The 20183-nt window shown below is 34.2% G+C and carries 21 protein-coding genes; 12 read left to right on the plus strand and 9 right to left on the minus strand.

Features of this window, described 5'->3' with window-relative positions:
- The first annotated feature begins 18 nt into the window (after positions 1-18).
- From H3T80_RS10125 to ubiA, 4 genes are all read left to right on the plus strand, one after another.
- Entirely contained in the window at positions 19-633 is a 615-nt protein-coding gene (locus tag H3T80_RS10125; RefSeq protein ID WP_370548405.1) for a DMSO/selenate family reductase complex B subunit, read from the plus strand.
- A 1-nt stretch (position 634) separates the two neighbouring features.
- Complete coding sequence (locus tag H3T80_RS10130; RefSeq protein ID WP_198201603.1) at positions 635-1474, plus strand: DmsC/YnfH family molybdoenzyme membrane anchor subunit; 840 nt, start codon at positions 635-637, stop codon at positions 1472-1474.
- Between the two features lie 61 nt (positions 1475-1535).
- Positions 1536-2093 carry a molecular chaperone gene (locus H3T80_RS10135; RefSeq protein ID WP_198201604.1) on the plus strand — a complete coding sequence of 186 codons (558 nt, stop codon included), beginning with the start codon at positions 1536-1538 and terminating at the stop codon, positions 2091-2093.
- 125 nt (positions 2094-2218) lie between these two features.
- Positions 2219-3049, plus strand: coding sequence for a 4-hydroxybenzoate octaprenyltransferase (ubiA, locus tag H3T80_RS10140; RefSeq protein WP_110448631.1), 831 nt, complete (start codon positions 2219-2221; stop codon positions 3047-3049).
- Between the two features lie 387 nt (positions 3050-3436).
- Here ubiA and H3T80_RS10145 read toward each other — a convergent pair whose 3' ends face one another.
- A complete protein-coding gene (locus tag H3T80_RS10145; protein ID WP_110448630.1) occupies positions 3437-4330 on the minus strand; it encodes an SIS domain-containing protein in 894 nt (297 codons plus the stop codon).
- Positions 4331-4501: 171 nt separating this feature from the next.
- Between H3T80_RS10145 and rpiB the strand changes: the two genes are divergently transcribed.
- The 3 genes from rpiB to H3T80_RS10160 all read left to right on the plus strand — a co-directional run bounded on the left by rpiB (position 4502) and on the right by H3T80_RS10160 (position 7422).
- Positions 4502-4954 carry a ribose 5-phosphate isomerase B gene (rpiB, locus tag H3T80_RS10150; RefSeq protein WP_110448629.1) on the plus strand — a complete coding sequence of 151 codons (453 nt, stop codon included), beginning with the start codon at positions 4502-4504 and terminating at the stop codon, positions 4952-4954.
- Entirely contained in the window at positions 4947-5600 is a 654-nt protein-coding gene (gene rpe / locus H3T80_RS10155) for a ribulose-phosphate 3-epimerase (protein ID WP_110448628.1), read from the plus strand. The genes rpiB and rpe overlap by 8 nt, the downstream gene beginning before the upstream one ends.
- A gap of 232 nt (positions 5601-5832) precedes the next feature.
- Positions 5833-7422, plus strand: coding sequence for a PTS transporter subunit EIIC (locus H3T80_RS10160; protein ID WP_198201605.1), 1590 nt, complete (start codon positions 5833-5835; stop codon positions 7420-7422).
- Between the two features lie 118 nt (positions 7423-7540).
- On the opposite strand, the gene folP is transcribed toward H3T80_RS10160, so the two are convergent.
- The 3 genes from folP to rlmE form a co-directional block, all read right to left on the minus strand.
- Positions 7541-8380 carry a dihydropteroate synthase gene (gene folP / locus H3T80_RS10165; protein WP_198201606.1) on the minus strand — a complete coding sequence of 280 codons (840 nt, stop codon included), beginning with the start codon at positions 8378-8380 and terminating at the stop codon, positions 7541-7543.
- A 152-nt stretch (positions 8381-8532) separates the two neighbouring features.
- Positions 8533-10413 carry an ATP-dependent zinc metalloprotease FtsH gene (gene ftsH, locus H3T80_RS10170; RefSeq protein WP_110448625.1) on the minus strand — a complete coding sequence of 627 codons (1881 nt, stop codon included), beginning with the start codon at positions 10411-10413 and terminating at the stop codon, positions 8533-8535.
- A 75-nt stretch (positions 10414-10488) separates the two neighbouring features.
- Complete coding sequence (gene rlmE, locus H3T80_RS10175; protein WP_065578175.1) at positions 10489-11115, minus strand: 23S rRNA (uridine(2552)-2'-O)-methyltransferase RlmE; 627 nt, start codon at positions 11113-11115, stop codon at positions 10489-10491.
- Positions 11116-11213: 98 nt separating this feature from the next.
- Between rlmE and yhbY the strand changes: the two genes are divergently transcribed.
- Positions 11214-11507: a ribosome assembly RNA-binding protein YhbY gene (gene yhbY, locus H3T80_RS10180; protein WP_065614154.1), complete on the plus strand. Its 294-nt coding sequence runs from the start codon at positions 11214-11216 to the stop codon at positions 11505-11507.
- Positions 11508-11547: 40 nt separating this feature from the next.
- Here the strand turns inward: yhbY and greA are convergent, their stop codons facing one another.
- Positions 11548-12024, minus strand: a complete 477-nt coding sequence (greA, locus tag H3T80_RS10185) for a transcription elongation factor GreA (protein WP_065578173.1) — start codon at positions 12022-12024, stop codon at positions 11548-11550.
- Between the two features lie 239 nt (positions 12025-12263).
- Here greA and H3T80_RS10190 point away from each other — a divergent pair, with 239 nt between their 5' ends.
- The 3 genes from H3T80_RS10190 to hslO are packed head-to-tail and all read left to right on the plus strand — an operon-like array spanning position 12264 to position 15195.
- Positions 12264-13871, plus strand: coding sequence for a hypothetical protein (locus H3T80_RS10190; protein ID WP_198201607.1), 1608 nt, complete (start codon positions 12264-12266; stop codon positions 13869-13871).
- Positions 13872-13931: 60 nt separating this feature from the next.
- Positions 13932-14330 carry a ribosome-associated heat shock protein Hsp15 gene (gene hslR / locus H3T80_RS10195; protein WP_065578171.1) on the plus strand — a complete coding sequence of 133 codons (399 nt, stop codon included), beginning with the start codon at positions 13932-13934 and terminating at the stop codon, positions 14328-14330.
- Position 14331: 1 nt separating this feature from the next.
- A complete protein-coding gene (hslO, locus tag H3T80_RS10200; RefSeq protein WP_198201608.1) occupies positions 14332-15195 on the plus strand; it encodes an Hsp33 family molecular chaperone HslO in 864 nt (287 codons plus the stop codon).
- Positions 15196-15412: 217 nt separating this feature from the next.
- On the opposite strand, the gene tsaA is transcribed toward hslO, so the two are convergent.
- The 4 genes from tsaA to metN all read right to left on the minus strand — a co-directional run bounded on the left by tsaA (position 15413) and on the right by metN (position 18907).
- Complete coding sequence (gene tsaA / locus H3T80_RS10205; RefSeq protein ID WP_232350176.1) at positions 15413-16120, minus strand: tRNA (N6-threonylcarbamoyladenosine(37)-N6)-methyltransferase TrmO; 708 nt, start codon at positions 16118-16120, stop codon at positions 15413-15415.
- An 87-nt stretch (positions 16121-16207) separates the two neighbouring features.
- Complete coding sequence (locus H3T80_RS10210) at positions 16208-17107, minus strand: MetQ/NlpA family lipoprotein (protein WP_110448622.1); 900 nt, start codon at positions 17105-17107, stop codon at positions 16208-16210.
- Between the two features lie 14 nt (positions 17108-17121).
- Positions 17122-17763 (minus strand): methionine ABC transporter permease, encoded by a 642-nt coding sequence (locus H3T80_RS10215; protein WP_110448643.1) that lies wholly within the window; start codon positions 17761-17763, stop codon positions 17122-17124.
- A 112-nt stretch (positions 17764-17875) separates the two neighbouring features.
- The gene (metN, locus tag H3T80_RS10220) at positions 17876-18907 is read right to left on the minus strand and encodes a methionine ABC transporter ATP-binding protein MetN (RefSeq protein ID WP_198201609.1); all 1032 of its coding nucleotides are present in this window, start codon (positions 18905-18907) and stop codon (positions 17876-17878) included.
- A gap of 118 nt (positions 18908-19025) precedes the next feature.
- Between metN and gmhB the strand changes: the two genes are divergently transcribed.
- Entirely contained in the window at positions 19026-19562 is a 537-nt protein-coding gene (gene gmhB / locus H3T80_RS10225; protein WP_110448620.1) for a D-glycero-beta-D-manno-heptose 1,7-bisphosphate 7-phosphatase, read from the plus strand.
- Positions 19563-20183: the final 621 nt, after the last annotated feature.

The following is a 20183-nucleotide window of genomic DNA, read 5'->3' on the forward strand; positions in this document are numbered from 1 at the left end:
CGGAAGGAGATGGTTCAAATGCAATATGGTTTTTATATTAATTCTACCAAATGTACTGGTTGCAAAACTTGCCAAGTAAGTTGTAAAGATGAAAAAGATAATGCGCTTGGTGTCCATTTCCGCCGTGTTTATGAATATGGCGGTGGTACATGGAAGCAAGTAGATGGATGTTGGCAAAATGATACATTTACCTATTATTTGTCAATCTCTTGTAATCATTGTCAAGAGCCAACCTGTGTAAAAGGTTGCCCAACTGGCGCTATGCATAAACGCCAAGAAGATGGGGTAGTGGTAGTCAATCAAGATGTGTGTATTGGTTGTCGCTATTGTGAAATGCGTTGCCCTTACGGTGCACCACAATATGATCATCAAAAAAAGGTAATGTCTAAATGTGATGGTTGTTATGAACGTGTAGCGCAAGGTTTAAAACCTGTATGTGTTGAGTCTTGTCCTCAACGCGCTTTAGATTTTGATGACATTAATACCTTGCGTCAACGTTATGGTGATGAGTGCGATATTGCTCCATTACCTAGTTCAGATTTAACCAAACCAAGTATTGTGATAAAGCCACATGCGCAAGCTAAAATATCGGGTGACTCGCTTGGTAAAGTGCTTAATCCTGAGGAGGTCTAGTATGCATGAACTTCCACTGGTATTTTTTACGATATTTGGGCAATTATCCGCAGGAATGATCTTACTTAGTAGTTTGTTTTATCTTGTTTATCGTTCAAAAAACAAATTAGCTATCACTCAAAAAATTAATGCAGTAGCGTTAATTTTCATGGCGATTGGTATGGCGATTGCTTCATTTCATTTAGGTCAACCATTACGCGCATTCAATGTGATTTTTGGTATCGGCCGTTCACCAATGAGTAATGAAATTTTTACCTTTGGCTTATTATTTGCTATGACATTTGCTTTTGTATTGCTTAATTATTTTGTCTTGTATCCAAATAGTACCAAATTACAAATCATCAAACCTCTATGCCAAAAAATTAACCGTATACCACATTTAAACTATTTATTGGCGATGATCTTGGTTATTTTAAGCCTATTTTTTGTTTGGACCATCGTATTAACCTATATGTTAGCAACAATAAAAACGTGGGATAGTTGTTATACCGCGATACAAATGTATACTGCGATGTTGGTATTGGGAGGAATTGCTGTTACTTGGTTAGGACTATATCGAGCAGGTTATTGCGCTTTTTTTATTGGTAGTTTACTGATTCTGCTATTAAAAATGCCTTACTTAAAGTTAATGAGTGAAATTGCTCCAGACTTAACCTCTAATCAATATTGCTGGATAATAGCACAGTGCGCATTATTAATTATTTCTATCATATTGGTTTTATTTGCGATTTTAAGAAAGCAACATCAGGTAATGATTTATCTATTGGCTTTTATTGGCGTATTTATCGCAGAAATTTGCGGACGTATCACTTTTTATAATTTGTGGATGATAACCGTTTAATTGTGTGGTAATTGATGGTAATGGCATAATTAATTGGCTAATCAATATAGGATTGAATAATTTGGATAACCTGACTTCTATCACGTTGGCGAAATTATTAGGCGCTTTTTTTTATTATCCGCCTACCAGTAAACAAGTCACTGGTTTAATTGATGGATTATTACAGCTAGATCAGTTAGCAAAGTGGCCAAACCAACAATTAGTAACTGAACAATGCCAAATCTTAAGTACTCAGATACAGCATGCAGAAATAGAATATCAATTCTCACTATTATTTGAAGGGCAAGGCATTATGTCGGCGCCACCATGGGGTTCAGTCTATTTAGATCAAGAAAAACTACTAATGGGTGAATCACAAGAACGCTATCGGGAATTTTTACAGCAGCAAGGGTTGACGCTTGATACGGGTATGAATGAGCCAGAAGATCAGTTTGGATTGATGTTAATGGCATATGCGATACTACTAGAAAAGCAGCAATTTGCTGCTGCACAGCAATTAATGACCGAATACCTTTTAAATTGGGCACCAATGTATTTGGATTGCTTAAAACAAAATCAAGTCAGTCTATTTTATCAAGCATTAGCGATTATTGCTGAACAATATTTACAAATGGTATAACTCTGATTATATAGCAAATAAAGCGCTCACTTATTTAAGTCAAAATATGCATTGATAGCTGTTGTTTGCAGCTTTTTAATGAACAGGTATAATCCACCTATTATGATTCGGGACAATGACAACCTATGTTAGCTTATTTACAACTGATGCGATTAGACAAGCCAATTGGTTCCTTACTGCTACTTTGGCCAACATTGTGGGCGATTTGGCTTGCTACATCTACGCCATCTGTTCATGTTGTTGTTGTGTTTGTTGTTGGTGTGATTGTTATGCGCTCAGCTGGCTGTGTGGTTAATGATTACGCTGATCGGCATTTTGATGGTAAAGTCGAACGTACTAAGAATCGTCCTCTCGCCCGTGGTGCATTGAGCGAAAAAAATGCCTTATACACTTTATTCGTATTACTGCTTATTGCGCTTGGTTTATTGCTTACTTTGGATAAATTAACTTGGTTAATGGCTGGTTTTGCATTAATCACGGCAATGCTTTATCCATTTATGAAACGTTACACACATTTACCCCAGGTGACTTTAGGCATTGCCTTTAGCTGGGGAATTCCAATGGCCTATGCGGCAACAATAGCTCAATTTCCGATAACTTGTTGGTTACTGTGTCTAGCTAATGTATGTTGGACAATAGCTTATGATACCGAATATGCTATGGTCGATCGCGATGATGATCTTAAAATAGGCATCAAGTCCACTGCTATCCTATTTGGTGACTATGACAAGTTTATTATTGGATTACTGCAAATCATAACCTTAGTTTGCCTGACATTGATCGGCATAAACAATCATTTTCAGCAATTTTATTATATTGGTTTAATCATCGCCTTATTGCTATTTATTTATCAACAATGGTTAATCAAAGACCGTGATAGAAGCAATTGTTTTAAAGCGTTTATGAATAATAATTATATAGGATTGTTTATATTTATAGCGATCTTGGTTAGTTAAAAACACATTTACCATCATTATTTAACTTTCATCGCGAACATTAATCACTTTAAACGATATATCTTAAATTGTAAAAGCGTTGCTTAGTAAAAAAGTAAAATGGTGGTATAGACTCCTCAATATTTTTTACAAGATTATTCTCAACTGTTTAAATTATTAAATTTAATGCGCTAGCCTTATTAGTAAGCGGAATACTATTGTAATATAGGTAAAGTAGGCATTTGCCTACCTTTAAGGTTATTCGATTGCTAGTAATAAAACAGAAATATTATTTGCAAGTTAATGGTATAGATTCCTTAATATTTTTTACATATTTTAACCACAATTAAAAATTTTGAGGAAAGGCGTTTTTGATAACTCAACTTTTATATTTAATTAAAAATAATATTATTCAATATATTGTGCATTTTTATGTAATGGTTTTACTACATCAATACTACGTTCTAAATGAACTTTTGATTTTTCGTGATCTAAGACCACAATTGCGATAAATAATGTATCTAATAAAGTTAGTTGGATAATTCGAGCTGCAGCATTTTGCCCTAGTAATGGACCATTTTTAGCTGGACTAAAGATAGATAAGTCGGAAATTTCAGCTAGTTCAGATTGATGATTATTAGTAATACAAATAATCTTAGCTTTATTCTTTTTCGCAACCAATATTGCATTACATATTTCCGCTGTATTGCCTGATTGAGATATAGCAATAACTACATCGTTTTCTTTTAATTGACTCGCCACCATTACCATCAAATGGTGATCACTATAAGTATGGCTGTGAATCCCAATTCTCAATAATTTATGTTCAAAATCCTGACCAACAATAGCTGAACCACCGACACCAAGAATAACGATACGGTTAGCATGAAAAATCCATTCTGCTGCTTTTGATATTATTTTAGCATCAACAATAGATTGGGCTTCTTTTAAAGCTTGTACAGAGTTATTAAAAACTTTTTCAATAATATTTTCGACATTATCTTTTTCAGATAGTTCTTGTTCTTTATCAAAAGGTAAAGCATCAAAATAAGAAAGTAATGCTTTTCGAATTTCTCTAAAACCAGAGTAACCTAATTTTTTAGATACTTTTACTAATAATGGTTCCGAAACTGATAATTCTTCTGCCACTTCTTTAATACTTGTTCTAGGCTTTAAATTTCCTTTAGTCATCATCCATTCAATAATTCGTTGTTCAGTATTACTTAAACTAGAAAGTGAAATACGAATCATTGCTCCAATTGCTAAAGCATTAGAATTTTCTGGATCATGTGTTTGTTTCATGGTTTCTCTCCATAACATTTTTCGGGTAATTTTAACCCAATTTCAATTTAAGCACATTGTAAAAAAAGATTTTTTTATTTTTGCTGGTAACTTTACAAAAAAATAAATTAACGTTAATATTTTTAAGTGTGAAGTTAATTGTGTTTTTTTTAGTCAGAAAGGTGGGAATATATGAAAATTGCAATTGGTTATGATCATGTTGGATATATTTTAAGAAAAGATATCATTGATTATTTGGAGACTAAGAATATTACAGTGATTGATCTTGGTGCGCCATCAACAGAAAGAACCGATTATCCGATTTATGCCAATAAAGTGGCAAGGGCTGTCAATTCAAAAGAAGCCGATTTAGGAATATTAATATGTGGCACTGGTATTGGTATTTCAATTGCGGCAAATAAATGTTCAGGAATAAGAGCGGTTGTTTGTAGTGATCCTTATTCTGCAAAATTATCACGTGAACATAATAATACTAATATTCTTGCTTTTGGTTCCCGTGTAGTGGGAAGTGAACTTGCAAAAATGATTGTTGAACAATGGTTAATGGCGAAATTTGAAGGCGGCCGTCACCAAAATAGAATAGATCAAATCGATGCTATTCAAAAAGGAGAATTTCATGAGTAAATTTTGTCCTTCGCTTATGTGTGTTGACTTTTCCAAGTTAGAAGTTGAATTGAAGTCATTAGAAGAATCTGGTGTAGACATGTTTCACATTGATGTGATGGACGGTAACTTTGTACCTAATTTCGCATTAGGTATAGAAGATATTAAAGCGGTGAGTAAGTTGTCAAAAATTCCTTATGATGTTCATTTAATGGTAACTAATCCATCACCATATATAGAAAAATTTGCTCAACTTGGCTGCGATATTATTTATGTTCATGTTGAAACATTAACCCACATACATCGAACTCTAAATCAAATTAAATCAACAGGTAAGAAAGTAGGCGTTGCTATTAATCCAGGAACACCATTATGTGTGTTAGAAGATGTTTTAGATCTAATTGATGTTGTTTTGATAATGTCAGTAAATCCAGGTTTTGCCGGACAACCTTTTATCGCTAACTCTATCGATAGAATAAAGCGATTAAGTGATATGATTAAAGATAGAAATCTCAATACTTCTATTGCCATTGATGGTGCGATAAGCCCAAATATCATCGAACAGCTATCGCCTTATGTTGAATATTTTATACTGGGAACTGCTGGGTTGTTTAATAAAGATAAATCCTATAAACAGACGCTAAATGAACTCCGTAATCTCTCCTAACTTTTAAGGCCTTTATTGCGATGAAGGTCTTAATTCACAAAATTAAACATTATAGATAATTTATACTCTATTTTTTGTTGTTTTTCCGTTAATAAAGCTATATAAATTAATTTTTTATTAAAATTATGTGAACTAGATCTCTTTAAATTAAATTTGTTTACATATAAAATTATTTTTGTGAACTATTTGAGGCGTTCACTGTGTCTTTTAATAAAAAATAGGGTTAACTACAATGAAAAGTACTTTTTTTAGTGTATTGCAACGGGTTGGTCGTTCTTTTATGTTACCTATTGCTCTTCTTCCTGTGGCTGGATTAATGTTAGGTATAGGAGCGTCATTTACCAATGAAACAACAATTGTGTCCTATGGATTACAAAGCTTTTTAGGCGAAGGAACTTTGTTACATGCTTTTTTAACCATCATGAAAAATGCGGGTAGTGTAATATTTTCTAATCTGCCTATTCTTTTTGCTATTGGGGTAGCAATGGGAATGGCAAAACAAGAAAAAGAGGTTGCAGCAATATCTGGTGCGGTAGGCTTTTTTATTATGCATTCAACTATTCATGCGCTATTAGAGCTAAAAGGGCTTTTAAAAGAAGGTGCCTTACCAGATGGTTCTTTAGGTGATGCGGTTGGTATTCAGACTCTACAAATGGGCGTTTTTGGTGGTGTTATTGTTGGATTAGGTGTCGCTGCTTTACATAATCGGTATTATCGAATTGAGTTACCTGCTATTTTATCATTCTTTGGTGGTTCGCGCTTTGTTCCTATTGTTACAGCATTCGTTTATTTATTTGTCGGTATTTTAATGTTTTATATTTGGCCTTCTATCCAATATGGAATTTTATTATTAGGCAAATTAGTCAATGAATCGGGCTATGCAGGTACATTTATTTATGGATTTATTGAGCGAGCTTTAATTCCATTTGGTTTGCATCATGTATTTTATATGCCATTCTGGCAGACTGGAGTTGGTGGTACGGCAATGATTGATGGCAATCTTATTGCTGGAGCACAAAATATTTTCTTTGCTCAACTTGCTAGTCCAAATACAACTGAATTTTCAGTTGAAGCCACACGCTTTATGGCGGGTAAATTTCCATTTTATTTATTTGGTATTCCTGGTGCTGCATTGGCTATTTATCGTACAGCTAAACCACAAAATCGCAAAATGGTCTTAGGTCTACTAGTTTCTGCAACTTTAACGGCTATTTTGACTGGGATTACTGAACCAATTGAGTTTTCTTTCTTATTTGCTGGTCCTTTACTCTACTTTATTCATTGTTTGTATGCTGGTTTATCTTTTATGCTTTGTCATATTTTCGATGTTGGTGTAGGGCAAACATTCTCTGGAAGTTTAATTGATTTTGTATTATTTGGTGTTTTACAAGGAAATAGTAAAACACATTGGGTTAATGTTATTCTGATTGGTCTTCCATTGTTCCCAATATACTACTTTACATTTAGTTACTTGATCAAAAAATTTAATTTTAAAACTCCAGGTCGAGAAGACGATAACGAGGAAACTAAATTATATACCAAAAAAGATGTTGAAAACGCGAAGAAAGCTAAAAATAACAATGAGTTATCAAGTGTTATATTAGATGGATTAGGTGGCAAAGAAAACATTACTTATGTAGATTGTTGTGCAACAAGATTAAGAATTTCTGTACATGATAATCAATTAGTTGATAAAGATATTTTAAAATCAACGGGTGCAAAAGGTGTAATTATTAATGGCCAAGGTATTCAAGTTATTTATGGTCCTCATGTGACAGTAATTAAATCACACTTAGAAGAATATATGGCAACCCTAAAATAATATAACTTTTGTATTACTCGTTCATTTCGGAGTAGTTTAACCAATCTAAATAGTTAGCCGTTTTAGACAATCTTTAACGGCTAGCTATTTAAATAACAATAAGAAGAAATTCTACAGACTAAAATGATTGTTCTGCTAATGTGGCTTGCACTATTCGCATGGCATCGAAGGTTTCTTTGACATCATGAACACGGATAATTTGCGCTCCTTTCATTGCTGCAATAACTGCACAAGAAACACTACCTAATACACGTTCTTTAGGGGGAACATTTAGCACTTGCCCGACCATCGATTTTCTTGACATGCCAACCAAAATAGGCAAATTGAAGTGATGGAATTTTTCCAGTGTAGCCAATAGACGATAGTTATGGGCTAACGTTTTGCCAAATCCGAAGCCTGGATCAAGGATGATTTTTTCCCGAGCAATGCCAGCAGTTACACATCGTTGAATATGTTCAGTAAAAAATGAATCGACTTCTTGATAGATATCTTGTTGGTAATGAGGTGCATTTTGCATCGTTTTGGGATCACCTTGCATATGCATAATACATACTGGTAATTCCGTTTTTTGTGCTGCTTGTAATGCTCCAGGTAAAGTTAATGCCCGAATATCATTAATTAAATGTGCACCAGCTTTAGCCGCTTCTGTGATGACCTCTGGTTTTGATGTATCAACTGAAATCCAAACGTCAAAATAACGAGCAATTTTTTCCACTAACGGTATAACCCGATCAAGTTCTTCACTGGTTGAAACATCAGCAGCACCAGATCGAGTTGATTCTCCGCCAACATCAATAAAGGTTGCCCCAGCTTGAATCATATTATCAACTCGCCGCATAGCATCATCAAGATTGTTGTAATTACCGCCATCAGAAAAAGAATCTGGCGTCATATTAACAATTCCCATTACTTGAGGAAAAGAGAGATCCATTACGTGATTTTGAAAACGAATTTCCATGATTTTAGGCCTTATTTTATTAATATTTTTAATGCTAATTGCACTGTTGCAATGCTGAAGTATGATTGTTAGTACTGGTTTATTATTTTACAAAATTAATTGCTGTTGGATGATAAAAAACGCGCCGAAGCGCGTTTTAGATTTAGTCGTAATTAATTTTCTGATTGAGGTGGTATGTCTGTTCCCTCATTTGGTATCTCTTTTGCTGCTTGTTCATCACTTTCAGTCCAATCTTCTGGAGCAGTAATTGGTCTACGAGCAATCAAATCAGCAACTTGTTTTGCGCCAATGGTTTCGTATTTCATTAATGCATCTTTCATCGCATGAAGTACGTCCATATTTTCAGTTAAAATTTTACGTGCTCGTTCAAAGTTACGATCGATAATTTTTTTAACTTCTTCATCAATAATTCGCGCTGTTTCATCAGAGATATCTTTTGGTCGTCCATAAGATGAATTATCATCCATTTCATAAAATAACGGACCTAAACGATCAGAAAAGCCCCATTGGGTAACCATTGCTCTGGCATATTGAGTGGCAACTTTAATATCGTTTGATGCTCCTGTTGAAACTTTATCAACACCATAAATCAGTTCTTCGGCAAGACGTCCACCATATAGTGTGGCGATATCACCTTCTAATTTTTCTCGGCTTTCACTAACCCGATCACCTTCAGGTAAGAAGAACGTTACCCCTAATGCTCGGCCACGCGGGATGATAGTTACTTTATGAATTGGATCATGATCAGGCATTAAATAACCGATAATGGCGTGCCCAGCCTCATGATAAGCGGTTGAGATAAGTTGCTCTTGTGTCATGGTTAACGAACGTCGTTCTGTACCCATGTTGATCTTATCTTTAGCTTCTTCAAATTCGTCCATAGTGACTAAACGTTTGTTACGACGAGCTGCAAATAGTGCGGCCTCATTGACTAGGTTTGCCAATTCTGCACCAGAATAACCTGGGGTACCACGAGCAAGCACCGATAAATTAACATCAGAACCAAGTGGTACTTTTTGCACATGAACAGCTAGAATTTGTTCACGACCTTTCATATCCGGTAAGCCAATTTGTACTTGGCGATCAAAACGACCAGGACGAAGTAAGGCTGGATCTAGAATATCAACACGGTTGGTTGCCGCAATAATGATAATGCCACTATTAGCTTCGAAACCATCCATTTCAACTAACATTTGGTTAAGAGTTTGTTCGCGTTCGTCATGGCCACCCATTGAGCCGGCACCACGTTTACGACCAACAGCATCGATTTCATCAATAAAGATAATACATGGTGAATGTTTACGTGCTTGTTCAAATAGATCACGGACACGTGAAGCACCCACCCCAACAAACATTTCTACAAAGTCTGAGCCAGAAATACTAAAGAAAGGAACATTTGCTTCACCAGCGATGGCTTTAGCTAGTAATGTTTTACCGGTACCTGGCGGTCCAACCATTAAAATACCTTTTGGAATACGACCACCAAGTTTTTGATATTTTCCAGGATCTCTTAAAAAATCGACAACTTCGGTAACTTCTTGTTTCGCTTCTTCACTACCTGCAACATCGCTAAATTTAGTCTTAACTTGGTCAGGCGTTAACATTTTAGCTTTACTTTTGCCTACCGACATTGGCCCACCTTTACCACCGCCTTGCATCTGGCGCATGATAAAGAACCAGAAACCAAGTAGTAAAATAATCGGGAACCAAGAGATTAAAATGTTAACTAATAAGCTTGGTTTTTCGTCTGGGCTACCATAGACCGCAACATCATTTAATACCAAATTATCAACTAACTTTTCATCAAAATAAGGTATATAGGTAACATAACTATTGCTACCTTTAGTAGTAGCAACAATTTCGCGACCATTTATATGCACTTCTTTAAGTTTGCCACCCGTTACATCCGCATTAAATTTGGTGTAATCGACTTGAGGGCCGCTATTGGATATTGAGCTGAATTGACTGAAGACAGCAATCAATACGACGGCGATAACACCCCAGATCAGTAAATTCTTTACCATGTCGTTCAAAAGAAAAACCTCTCATAAAATTAATAGTTACGACTAAAATTAACCAAGTATGGTACTACAAAATTGTACGGCTGGCTACTTCATCCCCATTGCTACAATATATACTTCTCGAGACCTAGCTCGCGAAGCTTCAGGCTTACGAATTTTGACTGTTTTAAACAGTGATCTTACTGTTTTTAGATACTCTTCAAAACCTTCGCCTTGGAATACTTTAACGATAAAACTCCCATTTGGAGCAAGAACGTCTTTACACATATCTAATGCCAGTTCAACTAAATACATAGCTCTTGGTATATCAACGGCAGGTTGTCCACTCATATTTGGTGCCATGTCAGACATAACAACTTGTACTTTTTCTTCACCAACTCGCTCAAGTAGGGCATTTAATACCGCTTCATCACGAAAATCACCTTGCAGAAAGTCAACGCCAACGATGGGATCCATCGGTAATAAATCACAGGCAATAATTCGTCCTTTATTTCCAATGAGTGATGCAACATATTGTGACCATCCTCCCGGCGCAGCGCCTAAATCCACCACAGTAATTCCCGGTTTGAATAATTTGTCACTTTTTTGTATTTCTTCTAATTTAAACCATGCTCTGGATCTCAGGCCTTTTTTTTGTGCTTGTTGCACAAAACGATCGTTAAAATGTTCATTAAGCCAACGAGTAGAGCTTGCTGAGCGTTTTTTGTTACTCACAGAGAATAAATCCTTAATGTAATGAGGTCACTTCAATTGATTACAAATATATATAAGGGTAGAATAGCAAAATTACAACTTAATGTGATAAAAAATTAATGAATTTATCGAATAAACAAAAACAGTATTTAAAAAGTGAAGCTCATCATTTAAAACCGATAGTGATGATTGGGGCTAATGGATTTACCGAAGGTGTGCTAGCAGAAATTGAAAATGCCTTAAATTTCCATGAGTTAATAAAAGTTAAAGTATCCGCTGAAGATCGTGAAACTAAAAAGTTAATTTGTGAAGCAATCATCCGCGAAACCAAAGCTTTAGCAGTTCAACAGGTGGGTTCTATTTTTACGATATACAGACCGAGTGAAGATAAAAAAATTACACTACCAAAATAAAAAATAGGGCTAATCGCCCTATTTTTTTGCAACAGTTTAATTAAATATATTCAACTTTAACAATATCGAATTCAACATCACCGCCTGGTGTTTTAATTTGTACTGTATCACCATCTTCCTTGCCAATAAGTCCACGAGCAATCGGTGAATTAACTGAAATTAGATTCTGTTTATAATCTGCTTCATCGTCGCCAACAATTCGGTAGGTTGTTTCTTCATCAGTATCAATATTCACAACGGTGACTGTGGCACCAAATATAATGCGACCAGTATTTTTAACTTTAGTGATATCGATAATTTGTGCTTGCGACAATTTACCTTCGATTTCTTGAATACGACCTTCACAAAATCCTTGTTGTTCTCTTGCTGCATGATATTCAGCGTTTTCTTTCAAATCACCGTGTGCTCTAGCTTCAGCAATAGCGGCAGTAATTTGAGGTCTTTTTACATTTTTAAGTTCTTCAAGTTCTGCACGTAATAATTCGGCTCCCTTTACTGTCATTGGGATCTGTTTCATCTCGGTTTTTTCCTATTTATATAGTAAATAAAAAGAATAACAAATGTTCATCTTAATCAAAAGAGAGATAAATTATTAATTTGGTTTGTTATTCTAATGTTACAATTGGCTTTAGTTATATATTAACTTCAAAACTGGTTTAACAACAAATCATTTATAGCAAAATCAAGTGCTATTTTAACCAAAATCAGGTATCGTAATACAAATTCAACCCTTCATTCTAACTATTTAGCTTATTTATGAGACGATTACGATTTAGTTTAATCATCCTCTTTTCGATTTTCTGGTTGTTAATTGTAGTTGGCTATTTTTTGTTACAGACCAATTTTGGTGCCAAAATAGTAAGCCAACAATTATCAAAGCTGGGTGCCTATTCTATTACAATTGGCAAAATAAATCATTCCTTTGCTAATTTTTATGAGTTAAGCGTTGATAATTTATTGGTAAAAAAAGATCAGCAAGAAGTTGCTAATATTGGCAAATTAATCGTTGGGTTCGATAAGCAAAATTTGTGGCAATTCCATCATTTTAATTATATTAATGTCATTGATGGCACGCTAGATGGTTCTCAAATCAGCCAATCGATATTTACGGCCAATATGTTACGGTTTTACAACACAACCTTAAAATTTTCATTGAATAATGCTCAAGAACCATTGTTATTACAACAAATTAATGGTGGTATAAAGCCGTTTGATTTGTCAAGTAAACAACCATATCAATTCGATTTAACTGCCCAGCAAGTATTATTTAAGCAAATGGCTGTAAATAGTGTGTTACTGCAAGGATATTATCGTGATGGTATCACTTCACTTACTAATTTAGGTGGTAATATTGGTAATGGTTTTTTTGTTAGTAAATTAAAAATGCTAGCAGATGATAGTTTGGATATAGCACAATTAAAATTAAACAATATACATTTTAACGTCAATAATGAGACTGATTTAAACAGATATTTGTCTGAATTGCCAAAATTCAAATTACAAGAATTTTCAATCTTTGATAGTAATATTCAATTGCCTAATTTAACTATTGAAAAGGGTAATATAGACATAACCAATATTGATTATGATGATAATCAATGGCAGTTAAAACAAAGTAATTTTGTTATTAGTGCTGATAATGTTGTATGGTTTGATGAAAAACTTTCATCATTATTACTACAACTATCTTGTAAAGACGATGAAGTAGACATTTTAAAAGCGATCGCGGAGTGGAATGACGGTAATATCCGTTTAACTGGTAGCTGGAGAAATAATGTATTACATCTAAAAACATTATTATTAGCCAGTGTTAATTATCAGTTACCTGATAACTTCAAACAACGGTTATTACCGAGTATATTTAATCAAGTCGATATTGATCAGTTAACTGTTATGCCAAGTACGTTAATCAGCACTAAGTCAGATTATCCATTTAATCTCGCTAGCTTTAATGTTTCTGGAACCAATGTTAGGCTAGTGGAAGATAAAAGGATTGGTATATATTCAGGTTCGTTATTTTTTAAAGCTAATGATGCAACAATTAATAAAATTGCGGTTAAATATCCTAATTTATCACTGAGTTTTGATAGTCAGCATCGAGCGTTATTAAGTTTTAGCGCATTAATTAATAGCGGTAAACTTGACGCAATTGCAACGATAAATCCTTTGCAAACTGAGTTTGAATCATTGCATATTATTGCTAAAGGTATTACTAGTGAATTGCTAAATCAATGGCAGCTAGTCCAAACGCCACCAGAATCATCAAATTATCGTGTTGATTTACATGGTGAAATTTCACCGTTTAGTCTATCGGGAACATTTTTTACTAACGATAATGAGTATTCTATTTATTCACAGCATTGATTTTAATAAAATTATCCTTATATCTGTTTTAAGATGTATTAAGTTTTAAATGAGGAAACGATGTATCTAGTAAGATTAGATAAATGGTTATGGGCGGCTCGGTTTTATAAAACTCGTTCCATCGCTCGTGATATGATTGATGGTGGCAAAGTCCACTATAATGGTCAACGAGCAAAGCCAAGTAAAATTGTTGAAGTTGGTGCTATATTAACCCTTAGACAGGGCAATGAACAAAAAACAATTCGTGTTTTAGCTATTAGTGATCAACGTAGGCCTGCTAGAGAAGCTGAATATCTTTACCAAGAGACCTTAGAAAGCATCACCAAACGAGAAAATATCGCTGAAGCTCGAAAACTTAATGCATTAACTATGCCGCATCCTGATCGACGACCAGATAAAAAAGAGCGGCGAACATTAATTAAATTTAAATATGATAGACAACAAGGCGACAAGAATTAATATGGATACTTTAAATCGGTTTTTATTTGATAATCATTCGGTTCGAGGTGAGATTACTCGACTTGAAAATACTTACCAAGCAATTTTAGAAAACCATACTTATCCTATAGCGGTACAAAATTTATTAGGTGAATTGTTAGTAGCAACCAGTTTGTTAACTGCTACTTTAAAATTTGATGGTGATATCGCGGTTCAATTGCAAGGTGATGGCCCGCTGACATTAGCAGTAGTAAATGGTAATAATGAACAGCAATTACGTGGAGTTGCTCGAGTTAATGGTGAAATAGCGGATAATGCCACACTTAAAGAGATGGTGGGTAACGGCTATATCGTCATTACCATTACACCTAAAAAAGGGGAGCGTTATCAAGGTATTGTTGGCCTTGAAAAAGACACTTTAATTGGTTGTATTGAAAATTACTTTATGCAATCTGAACAACTTCCTACCCGTTTATTTGTCAAAACGGGGGGTCATAATAATAAACCTATGGCGGCAGGTATTTTATTACAAGTATTACCAGCTAATGAAGATATTGAACAATCATTTGAACATCTCTGTGCATTGACGGAGACTATCACTAGTGATGAGTTATTCCAATTGCCAACTGATGAGATATTATATCGTCTTTATAATCAAGAAGAAGTTCGTTTATTTGAGACGCACGATATTGTGTTTAAGTGTGGTTGTTCGCGACAACGTTGTGAAGATAGTTTAATGACATTACCAGATAACGAAGTTGATGATATTCTCAATGAAGATGGTGGTAAGATTGATATTCATTGTGATTACTGCGGTAAACATTATCTGTTCGATGCTATTGATATAGCAGAGTTAAGAAACAAGAAAAGTAATAATTATCATTGAGTTATAAAAGAGCCACTAAGATTATTAAATTTTAGTGGCAAAGTCAAATATAAGGAATTAAACCCACAGCTAATTTATCAGAATAATTTCAACACACCAAATAAATATTATCGGTTTCGCATAACTTTTTTTTGAAATTATCTTTACAAACTGTCCGATTAATTCCTGAATATATTAAATCGATAATTTATTATTTTTTATTAGTGTATTTGTACGACTAACTAATTATCTGAATATTTTCTACAATGGCTGCATCCCCTAATACTTTCCACATTATATTGAAATGATATAGGGTAATCGCATAACTTTGTTCATGAAGACTTTTTTGTTTATAAGCCGGTCTCGGATCTTGAGAAATAACTTGTTCGATTAGTTCGCTTAGTTGTGGATAATGCTGTAGTTGGCTTTGTAAAAATATGTCAGCTTCAGATGAAAATGTTACCTTAAGTTTTTGTGTTGGAAGAAGTTGCGCATAACCAGCTATTGCCTCTGGATGGCTATCACAATAAGGTAAGTAGGGTTTTATATCAATTATTGGTGTACCATTTACTAGATCCAAACCACCTAGTTTTAATATGACCTGCTTATTTTCAATAATAATATCTAGTAATTCAACGACTGAGAGCCCAATATTATTGGGTCTAAATGGTGATCTTGTCGCAAATACACCTAAACTTTTATTGCCACCTAAACGAGGCGGACGGACAGTTAATTTCTGTTTATTAGCATCAATATGATGAAAATGAAATAATAACCATATATGTGAAAACTGTTCTAATCCCTTAATACTCATAGGATCATTAAATCTATCTAGCAAATGTAGTTCACCTTCAGCTGCTGTTACAAGATTAGGTTGGCGTGGTACAGCAAATTTTTCAGTATAGGGTGAGTGAATGATGCCAATCGGCTCAAATTGAGATGTCATTATTGAATTATTGTGTAATTGTTATAAATGTGCTCCCATCGACAATAGTCGATGGGAGTAAGTTAATCATAGTTTGCGAATGTACTATTACCAACCACGAATAGCGCCACCTTTGAAAATTTCATCGGCTTTTTTAGCTACAGCATCAGATTGATAAGCTTTAACAAAGTTTTTAACTCTTTCATCGTCCTTATTCTCTTCACGAGAAACAATAACATTGACATATGGTGATTCTTTATCTTCAACAAAAATACCATTTTTGCTTGGGATTAAATTTGCAGGAGCTGCAAACGTGTTATTAATTATTGCTAAATCAACTTGTGAGTCGTCTAAAGAACGTGGCAACATTGGTGCCTCAAGTTCAACAATTTTATAGTTATATGGATTGCTGGTGATATCTAATACAGTAGGTAATAAACCTTTAGCTTTATCAACCGTTAACATTCCTTCATGTTGTAATAAAAGTAAAGCACGGCCTAAATTAGTAGGGTCATTAGGTATAGCAATGGTTGAATTAGCTGGAATGAAGTATGTTTCACCACGAGGTGAAGTTACTTTGACACCTTCTCCAACTTGCTCATCGGCTGCAATTGGTTTTAGTTTTTTTGAATAAGAAGAAATTGGGAAAACAAAAGTATTACCAACTACTGCTAATTTATAGCCTTGTTCTTTCATTTGTTCGTCTAAATATGGTTTATGTTGAAACACATTAACATCAATTAAACCATCGTTTAAGGCTCTATTAGGCGTGACATAATCATTAAAAATAACTAGTTCGATATCAAGATTAAATCGTTCTTTTGCTTGTTGTTGCGCTATTTCTGCTTCTTCTTGGTCTGCTCCAGCAATTACTCCAACTTTTAAAGGACTAACTTTTGCTGGTTCTGCAGGTTTGTTATCAGTTGCAGTTGTTTGTTTGTTATCACAACCAGTTAAGAAAAATGCACTGACCAGTGTGGTTATTAGTGCTAATTTTTTTATAGACATAACTCTCTCCATGATTAATGATGGGTAACACGTTTAACTATAGTATTACCTAAAAATTGAATAAAAAATACAAAAATTATTAATATAAACACTACTAAATTTGTTATTGCTGGTTTATGGCTGATGTATCCATACTGTATTGCAAGTTGACCTAGGCCTCCGGCACCTACAGCACCTGCCATAGCAATATATCCTGTTAATGTGATGAGTGTAATGGTCATACTATTTACAATGACAGGTAATGCTTCTGGTAATAAAACTTTATAGATAATTTGTAATGGTGTCGCCCCCATAGAGCGCGCTGCTTCTATTAAACCTTTCGGTACTTCTAATAATGCATTTTCAATCATCCGAGCTATTAATGGTGCTACTCCTATACTTAATGGTACAACTGCCGCTTGTTTACCAATAAATGTACCCATTAATAAAGCAGTAAAAGGAACAATCCATACAATTAATATAATAAATGGTATTGAACGAAAGAAATTTGCAATAAATGAAATAACATTATTTAAAATAGTACAATCTAATATCTGTCCCTTACGTGTGGTATAAAGCAATATACCTATAGGTAAACCAATAAGCAGACCAAAGAAGGCTGACAAGGTAACCATATAAATAGTATCGTCAGTAGATTGCGCTATTTTTATTATCATCGCTTCACTAAATCCTTCAAAAGAAGAGGCGAAAGCAATAAAATCTGACCAAAAATCAAAATGAGATAAATATAATATTAATGATTCAAATGGTTTAAATGATGGAAGAAAATCAAACATAACCTAACACCTCAACTTTAGTATTATTCTTTTCTAAAAACGCAATTGCCGATGCAGTACTTTTTTGTTTGCCTTTCATTTCTGTCAACATTAAACCAAATTTAACACCGCCAGCATAGTCCATCTGAGCGCTAATAATATTACTATCAACTTCAAACTCTTTTGCTATTTGCGATAGTAGTGGTAAATCAACCGAAACTCCTGTGAACTCCATGCGAACCAGCGGATTAAGTCCTTCTTTATGTTCTGGTGTCAGTCTTGCTAAATAGTCATCTGGAATTGTGAGATGCAATGTTGATTGAATGAATTGTCTTGCAATATCCGTTTTTGCATGTGAAAACATCTCGCCAACTGAAGATTGTTCAACTAACTCACCATCACTAATTACTGCTACTTGGTCACAAATCTGTTTAACTACATCCATCTCGTGAGTGATTAATAAAATGGTTAAGCCTAGTTTCTGGTTGATATCTTTTAATAATTCTAAAATAGAACGGGTTGTCTCTGGGTCAAGAGCACTCGTTGCTTCATCACATAATAATACTTTTGGATCACTGGCTAGCGCTCTAGCAATAGCGACGCGTTGTTTTTGCCCACCAGATAAATTAGCTGGATAAACATTCGCTTTTTCACTTAAACCAACAAGATCAATAAGTTCATTTACTTTTTGTTTAATGACTGCTTTAGGTGTTCTATTGAGTTCAAGAGGAAAGGCAATATTATCAAATACCGTTCTAGAAGAAAGCAAATTGAAATGTTGAAAAATCATGCTAATTTTTCGACGAACTTCAATTAACTTTCGATTAGATAAATGGGTGATATCTTGGCTATCAAAAAATATTTTTCCACTTGTTGGTTTTTCTAACAAGTTAACGCAACGTATTAATGTACTTTTACCTGCGCCGGATTTGCCAATCACACCATAAATTTTACCTTCTGGAACATGAAGTGAAATGTCCTTTAAGGCATGAATAGTGGTTTTATTTTGCTCAAATGTCTTTGAGATATGTTCTAATTTTATCATGATATATAACAACAAAAATCTGAATAGATAAATATTAAGACGTCTAGACATCTAAGTCAATCAATAATATCCTATATATAGTTAGAAAAGAATCCATATAAAAGGAAGATGATTAAACATGAAACCTGCTATATTTTTAGATCGAGATGGGACAATTAATATAGATTATAATTATGTACACACTATTGATAAATTTCACTTTATTGATGGTGTGATTGACGCAATGCAAGAATTGAAAAAGATGGGGTTTCTATTAGTTATTACCACTAATCAATCAGGAATTGCTAGAAATAAATTTACTCAAGAGCAGTTTGATACCTTAACTGAATGGATGGATTGGTCACTACAAGATCGTGGTGTTGATTTAGATGGTGTCTATTATTGTCCTCATGATCCACTAGTGGATGAATGCGACTGTCGCAAACCAAGTCCTGGTATGATTCAATCTGCGGCTAAAGAACTCAATATCGATATAGCAAATTCTTATATGGTTGGTGATAGGGTTTCTGACTTGTTATCAGGGAAACGAGCTGGGGTTAAAAAAACAGTATTAGTTAAAACCGGCGATGAAATAACCGAAGAGGCGTTAGCACAAGCAGATTGGTTAATTGATAGTTTAGCTGATTTACCGAAAAAGATTAAAGCAGAATTATAATAGAACCACAGCGTTTAATTTAAACGCTTTATATTTTTAATAATGGTGAATGATGTGAATGTTAATTCGCAAAATAGCACATTAATTAATAATACTACTATTATTCGCTATTCTATTTATGATGAGAGAATAACGAAAACAATAAAAAAGTAAGACTATATAGCAGGATGTTCAAAAGCAAATGGTTATGGATATCGTTATTTAGGCGATAGTTATTTTAAATTTTGCCATCTGATTTTTCTTTTATTAAAGAATTTAACTAACAAAATAAAAATTAAAAAGGTGAAATTGCTACAAAATGTATCATTTTAGTTTGATTTTAGCTCATCTTGTGTAAAAAAAAGACAAACAAAAATAAATTTGCAATAATCACTTGCCAAAAAAAATGAAGTGCCTATAATGCGCATCCACTGACACGGCGTCAGCGACAAGCAGACAAAACCAGTGTTAGTGAGCAAGGTCAAAAATTTTAAAAAAAGATCTTGACGAATGAAAAGGTGTAGCGTAGTATACGCAGCCCTTGAGACAGCAAACTGAAACAAGAAATTGTGAAGTAAATTAAAAAGCTGTCAGCTCTTTAAAAAGAAGAAACAGACAATCTGTGTGGGCACTTGCGAGACG

The sequence above is a fragment of the Gilliamella sp. W8145 genome (assembly GCF_016101145.1).
GTDB classification, from domain to species: Bacteria; Pseudomonadota; Gammaproteobacteria; order Enterobacterales; family Orbaceae; genus Gilliamella; species Gilliamella apis_A.